The sequence below is a fragment of the Agrobacterium sp. genome (genome assembly GCF_032092815.1).
Classification (GTDB): Bacteria; Pseudomonadota; Alphaproteobacteria; order Rhizobiales; family Rhizobiaceae; genus Agrobacterium.
The window spans coordinates 122,973-129,345 of the sequence record NZ_DAMDBP010000012.1 but is presented as its reverse complement, the minus strand read 5'-3'; the positions used below and the strand labels follow the sequence as shown (position 1 = coordinate 129,345).

The 6,373-nt window shown below is 57.4% G+C and carries 7 protein-coding genes; 4 read left to right on the top strand and 3 right to left on the bottom strand.

Translation table 11 applies throughout. From position 1 onward, the window contains the following. On the bottom strand, positions 1-909 hold a 909-nt coding region (locus tag RT613_RS09830; RefSeq protein ID WP_313614933.1), incomplete at its 3' end, for a toprim domain-containing protein. A gap of 899 nt (positions 910-1,808) precedes the next feature. Here RT613_RS09830 and RT613_RS09825 point away from each other — a divergent pair. Beyond that, complete coding sequence (locus RT613_RS09825) at positions 1,809-2,999, top strand: DUF1173 domain-containing protein (RefSeq protein ID WP_313614932.1); 1,191 nt, start codon at positions 1,809-1,811, stop codon at positions 2,997-2,999. Positions 3,000-3,091: 92 nt separating this feature from the next. Continuing rightward, positions 3,092-3,301, top strand: coding sequence for a hypothetical protein (locus RT613_RS09820; protein WP_313614931.1), 210 nt, complete (start codon positions 3,092-3,094; stop codon positions 3,299-3,301). Positions 3,302-3,752: 451 nt separating this feature from the next. Here RT613_RS09820 and RT613_RS09815 read toward each other — a convergent pair whose 3' ends face one another. After that, positions 3,753-4,955 (bottom strand): DUF932 domain-containing protein, encoded by a 1,203-nt coding sequence (locus RT613_RS09815; protein WP_313614959.1) that lies wholly within the window; start codon positions 4,953-4,955, stop codon positions 3,753-3,755. Between the two features lie 251 nt (positions 4,956-5,206). On the opposite strand from RT613_RS09815, the gene RT613_RS09810 reads away from it, so the two are divergent. Continuing rightward, positions 5,207-5,488: a type II toxin-antitoxin system Phd/YefM family antitoxin gene (locus RT613_RS09810; protein WP_313614929.1), complete on the top strand. Its 282-nt coding sequence runs from the start codon at positions 5,207-5,209 to the stop codon at positions 5,486-5,488. Beyond that, complete coding sequence (locus RT613_RS09805; protein ID WP_313614927.1) at positions 5,488-5,811, top strand: type II toxin-antitoxin system RelE/ParE family toxin; 324 nt, start codon at positions 5,488-5,490, stop codon at positions 5,809-5,811. The genes RT613_RS09810 and RT613_RS09805 overlap by 1 nt, the downstream gene beginning before the upstream one ends. Positions 5,812-6,214: 403 nt before the next feature. Here the strand turns inward: RT613_RS09805 and RT613_RS09800 are convergent. Continuing rightward, a partial coding sequence (locus tag RT613_RS09800; RefSeq protein ID WP_313614958.1) for an antirestriction protein occupies positions 6,215-6,373 on the bottom strand: 159 nt, incomplete at its 5' end.

Genomic DNA, 6,373 nt, shown 5'->3' with positions numbered 1-6,373 from the left:
CCGGCGGCTCAAGCCCTCGACCCCATGCCGGCCAGCAGCATCTGCGTCTGCGGCGACGTAGAGGCGCAGGCATCGGGCGGGCGGGCGGAAAGCAGCCAGATGATTGGCCGTCAACGCCGAGACCATCGGCATATCGGACATAACATGCGACAGTGACAATATGGTTTCAATGCCTTCGCCCGCCACCATGACACGCACCGGGCCACAGACTGGAAAGCCAAAGCGCACTGCGTTGCCAAGCAACCCGCCAAGCGCGCGGCGGGGATCGATGATCTTCGCTTTACCGTCGCCACCGGGGTCGAGCCAGGTGCGATGTACGCCTGTGATCTCGCCAGAGGGACCAGTCACTGCGGCGATGAGTGCCGGCAAGACGCGCGTCTCGCCTGCCTCAAAGTCCCGATAATAGCATGAGGGATGGAAGCGGAGCGCCGGGTACCCTGCAGCGCGCAGTATGCCGCGCTTGCGCAGGTAACTTTCGGCCAACGTGCCACCGAGCGGCTGCGCCATCCGAAAGAGACCACGTGCCCGCTGTCCAGCCGGTCTGTCGACCGGCGGATCGACATGAGGGCCATTCCTGAGGGATGTCAAAACGGACTGGAGCGGGCCGATGCGAGGCGTATTGAGAAAACGCCGGGCCTCATCTGACACATCGCGGAAGTCCACCAACCCGCATGTCTCGCGCACAAGGTCGAGCAGATCGCCATATTGCGCCGTCGCCGCATCCGCCCACCGCCCAGCCCTTGGCCCGGTGAGGTGAACATAGAGCGACTTGCCCCTGCTGTTGGCGGTGTCGCCGACGACCCAGTAATTGCCGACCCGGCGGCCGGCGGAAAGATAGTGACGGCAGACCGCCTCGGCGTTGCGCGAGAGACGATCTGCAAGTTCCGAGGCCGATAGCATCGCGGTCATAGTAATCTCCTTAAAACGGGAAGATCCAAGGCTCCAATGAAGGGCAGAAGCTTGGCTGAGTGGGGAAACGGATCGAGCGTCAAGTTCTGCCGTGCAGGGTAGACTGGGCGCCAAGTCGAAAGGCAGGTCACGGCGGATCCAGCGTATTTGCTCCGACGCACGCCAGGTCACCCGGGTGGCGCCATCCTCCCCTCCGCGACAAACTCAAACTTTGTTGCGGCATCGTCCGGTGGCGCCCCTGAGGTCTTGTACACAGCGCGCCAGCATGCTTCAGACACCGCGCGCGTCGTCTGCGCACCGAAGGCAAGGTTCGTCATCGGCGGCATCATTGGCGCGAGCCTATTGGTTCCCCGTGGATATACACTCCAGACCCGCCTTGATGTTCGAGCCGGGCAAGCGCGCCGTATTGCGTAAAAGTTCCGCAACGCTTCGACCGCGTCGACGCGGCTGTGTTTGCCCGCCAAGTCCTTCGCACACGCAAAAGCGCCAGCACCGAAGGGGCAGGATGATGGGCTGCAAGCGGGAACCGTTCGTGGATCTTGGAGGGAGGCCATAAGTAGCAGGGCGATCTGATCAGGAGAAAATTGGCGCCATGGACTTCAGTAATGAACTCAATACTGTCCTCGCACAGTCGGCAGAGAAACTCTGGGAATAGAAAGATCCAAAATCAGCGTCTGCGACAGATATGTCGACCATCCTGCGACCGAAAGCGATCCGCTCAGACCTTGCAGCATTCCTGGCTTCCCCGATGGTCGACAGGTGGCGCGGAATGCATTCCTTTGGTGTTTGTCTGCAGTTCCAGGGCCTCGATGCTTCCACTAACGTTTTACTGACTATTTTGAGATAGTAAAAATAGAAGCGACTATGTACATTCGATCAAACCGGCAAGGAGGACGAGCGTGCGAACGTTTATGATTGGCGATCAAACGTACAACGAACACTCGCCAGAGTTTTGCGCATTCCTGCCCAGGGCCTACGCGCAGCGACTTCGCCCGCTGTGTCTTTGCAAAGAGACTGGCGTGCCAATGTACATCACCCGCGTCGAGGACCAATATTTCATCAAGCGCATGCCGCTCTCCGGACGCGCCCATGATCCGGTATGTGCGTCTTACGAACCGCCCTACGAGCTTTCCGGCCTTGGTCCGTTGATGGGCAACGCGATCCAGATCAACGCGAGCGGCAAAGCTGAACTGAAGCTGGACTTCTCGCTGACGAAACGTGGACCGCGGGCGGGACCTGCGACACCGACAGAACCTTCCGAGCCAGCTATCCGGAGTGAGCCACGCAAACTGTCTCTAAAGGCGATGTTGCACTACCTTTGGGAAGCAGGCGAATTGACCGAGTGGCGCTCGACCTGGGCTGGCCGACGGGGCTGGGCGCGCGTTCGCGCCAGCCTCTTTAACGCAGCGTCGCACATGTTGGCCAGAGGCAGCTCCCTGAGCGACATGCTCTTTATACCGGAAGTATTCCAGTCCGAAGACAAGGACGGAATCGCTGCCCGGCGCGCAGCAGCGTTAAAAGCTGTACAGACGACCGGGTCAGGGCCGAAGAAGTTGATGATGATCGTCGCCGAGGTCAAGGAATTGGCCCCGGCACGCGAAGGCCAGAATATTTTTTTGCGCCACATGCCCTTCCCGTTGATGCTCAAGGAAGGAGCCTCGCGCCGGCTGGCATCACGCTACAAGACCGAGCTCGAACTGTGGCGCTCTAACGAGGCCTTCCATCTGATCGTCATCGCCACATTTGGCATTTCTGCGGCAGGCATCGCCTCAGTGGAAGAAGTTGCACTGATGGTGGTCAACAATCATTGGCTGCCGTTTGAGGATATTTATGAGCTTAGGCTGTTGGAGAAGCTCGGCCACCTGAAGCGCAAAACCGTCAAGGGGCTACGTTTCAACTTACCGCGTGATGCACCGGTTGTCGCGGTGACCATGCCGGAACAGAAGCCGACGCCCGTCGCAATGTTTATTGTCCCTCCAGGTACAGGTGAAGACTACGAGCGTGCCCTCGCCGATATGATCGAAACACGACCGGAAATTACCCATTGGGTATGGCGTGTCGCTGAGGGCGACATTCCCCGGCTGCCTTGAGCGGGGATACACGCCACACACAGTTGACAGGACACAACGAATAAGAACACCGTTTACACTGAAGTCCATCCGCTAAAGTCAGCCGGAGAACCATGAAGCCCGAGAAAAAGCCATTTGTCGTCGAGTTCAAGAACCGGCGTCGCCAAGCCACGCGACAAAATTCGATCTGGGGCGCAATCGACCTGAAGGCGGCAAGCAAAGAGGTTGCCGCCAAAAAAATGGCAGGCGAGGTTGATGCCAGCACAGTAAAGCAGCGGTCTGACGTCAGCGCTGACGAGAACATCGCCGATCTCGGCGTCTGATCACATCATAAACACGGTCGGAACGATCCATCCGTTGAGATAAACAAGCAAGCGATAATCTTTGCGCAACGTTTGGCAAGAGCGACGACACTCATGCCGGCGGCATCTTCGGCTCTCGCCATGGGTTCAACCCATGTACTACAACCGAGCAAGAAGAGATCGCAGGGTTGTCCGAAACCCACACCAATCATCGATGATGCGCACCATATTGCCCAAAACTGGTCGATCAGAACCGTTGCCACCCCCGCACCGCGGGCATTTTGCAACAGCTCGTTGAGTATGCGGTTGTTCGAGACGCCGGACAGGAAGCCGACCAACCTCTTCTATAGCTTTGGCGGCGAGCCCAGCTTTAAACGAAAACTCTTTCGTCATCTTGCATCACCCGAAAACTTGGAAACCGGCACAATGGCCGGCGATGATGGATGCGGGTATGCAGTGGAGCACTTGGCAGTCAGGCGACACCTTCAAGGAGCTTCTTGGCCTTGCCTTCGAGTTCAAGCCTTTTATCCTGATGGGACTTCCCGCGTGCCAGCGCGGTGATGCCCTGCACGAAATCGAAAACCGATTCAGGTGGCCTGCCCTCCTCGTTGAGGACAGTTTCGATGATCTTTCCGGTTTCGACCTTCGAGAAACCGCGACGGCGTAAAAACGTTTGCCGGTCCTCGTCATTTCGGGCGACCACACGCTCACGTGCGGCACGAATACCGGCGATGAAGCGCGCAGGGGATGAATTTGCGAAGTTAGTCAGAGCCGGAGCTGCCTCGTGAGCAAATCGCTGTGCGGCGAATTTCGAGTGTCGAATGGTGATTTCCTCGAAATTTTCGGTTCCCCAAAGATTTCTGTTGGCGCAGACCGCACGCAGATAAAAGCTTGCAATCCCGAGGGTTTTCGAACCGACCTCACTGTTCCATGCATAAAAGCCGCGGAAATAAAGATCGGGTTCACCGTTTCGTAGACGACCAGCTTCAATCGGATGGGCATCATCGCATAAGAACACGAAGACATCGCGATCACTGGCATACAACGTAGTCGTATCCTTCGTGATATCGACGAAGGGATTGTGGGTCATGGTCGACCAGTCGAGCAAGCCCGGAACCTTCCATATTGTGTCACCCGTCCCGTTTCCGGCAATATTCATGATCGCGGCGATCAGATCCTTGTCCCAGATCCGGCCATATTCGGGACCGGTTACCGCTCTCAGTTCGAGCCGGCCGTCATCCATCTCCAGGGTTTTGACAATTTCGGCATTGTGACTGAGGAGACCATGCTGAAGATTGATCGCGGCGAGCGGCGCCGGCAATTGGCGCATATAGCTTGCTGGTGCACCGACCAGGCTGCAAAGTTGGCCGTAGCTCCAGTGTGTCGGCGCCAATGCTTCACGCCCGCCGGGAACGATAAGCGACAGGCGCTCGGCATTATCACGGGTCGCCTCGACACGAATATCAGCTGTCTCGACGGTGCGAACCCGCGCATTTTCGGTTCTGTCGCTGACCGCACGATGGAGATCAGTGAGCGACATGTAACGCTCGTCGTCAGGACGTGAGAACCACTCCGACGACACCCGCCCGATACGTTCACCGCGGGAAATGTCGACCTTGAAACCGGTGGTTCCCGATCGTTGAGTTTGAAAGGGGTTGGAAATCATTGTGTTCATGCTGGTGTCTCCTGAAACAAAAGAGCTCGGCTGAGCGCTCTCGCGGCCAACCGGGCTGGTGAAGGAAGAATGAATAACGTCGCCGTCAAGCTGAAGCCCGCGATGCAAGCAATTACGGATGCCTCTCTCTCCGGTCCTGCGACAACCGCCGGCCGGCAAACGGCCCACCTCCTCCTTTTTGCAACCTCGCAATAATTGCTTCCGGTTGGACCATTAACGGTCTATATTCTGGTCAAAAGGAGATCGGATCAATGAAACTGTCGGAACAGGTCAAGCCCATTAGCTATCTCAAGGCTCATGCCCCGGAGGTCATTCGCCAGCTCGCCGACAACCGTCAGCCTGTGGTGATCACATTGCATGGCGAGGCGAAAGCCGTGCTTCAGGACGTCACGCAATATGAAGAAACACAGGAGACGTTGGCGCTCCTGAAGGTGCTGGCGCTGACCAACAAGCAGGTCGAGGAAGGAAAGGTCCGCCCCGCAAAAGAGACCTTCGCCCGCCTTCGCGCGCGCCTGGCGACGCCCGAAACCTGATGCCGTATCGTGTTCTGTTTGCGGAGGATGCGGAACGGGATCTTGAAGATCTCCACCGATTCCTTGCCAGCCGCGATGGCGTACAGACCGCGGAACGGATTCTCGGCGAAATTGAGGAATGCTGCCTGGGGCTCGAAGATTTTCCCACGCGGGGCAATGTTCCGAAGGAATTGGCAGGCCTCGGCATCACAGAATACCGGGAATTGCATCACAAACCTTGGCGGATGATCTATCGCATCACTGGAGAGGACGTCATCATTTATTGCATTGCCGATGGCCGCCGGGACATGCAGTCCGTTCTTGAACGGCGGCTTTTGCGCTGAACGGTGGCCCCCCCGCAGAGCCGGTATTACCAATCATACCACGACAAATCATCAGCCTTCTCGGTATAGCTATTAAACAGGACATGGCTGAACCCGTTTTGGCGCGCCCATGTCATAGCGCAAAAGAGACCGTCGGGAACGTGCAAGTTCCCTTCGTTTGCGCTCTCGTCATGTGCGTCGAAGAACCGGCCGTCGTTAGCTATCCCCCTCCGAAGCAGAGCTACATTGTCAGAAGGTTTTTTTGTCGAGCATCTTTGCGCCATTGGCGCTCACATAAACTGTCGAGATGATCACGAACATGCGGCTCTCCAATGTCATCATCAGGTTCGACATTTTCGGGTTGTGGGATCGATCCAGTCACGGGACTGGAAAGCTGCGCCAGTCGGACGGACAGGCGTTTGCTTCAGTCGATCGCTTGAAATATCCCGGAGGCTTCGGGATGTTCGGCCGCATAGGCATACAGGCGGCCATAGCCTTCGGCGAGATAGTCGGACTGGTACCGAAACGAGAGATGCGAGAAGGCAAAAAGCGTGGCGATGATCCCTGCGGCTTCCGCCGAGAC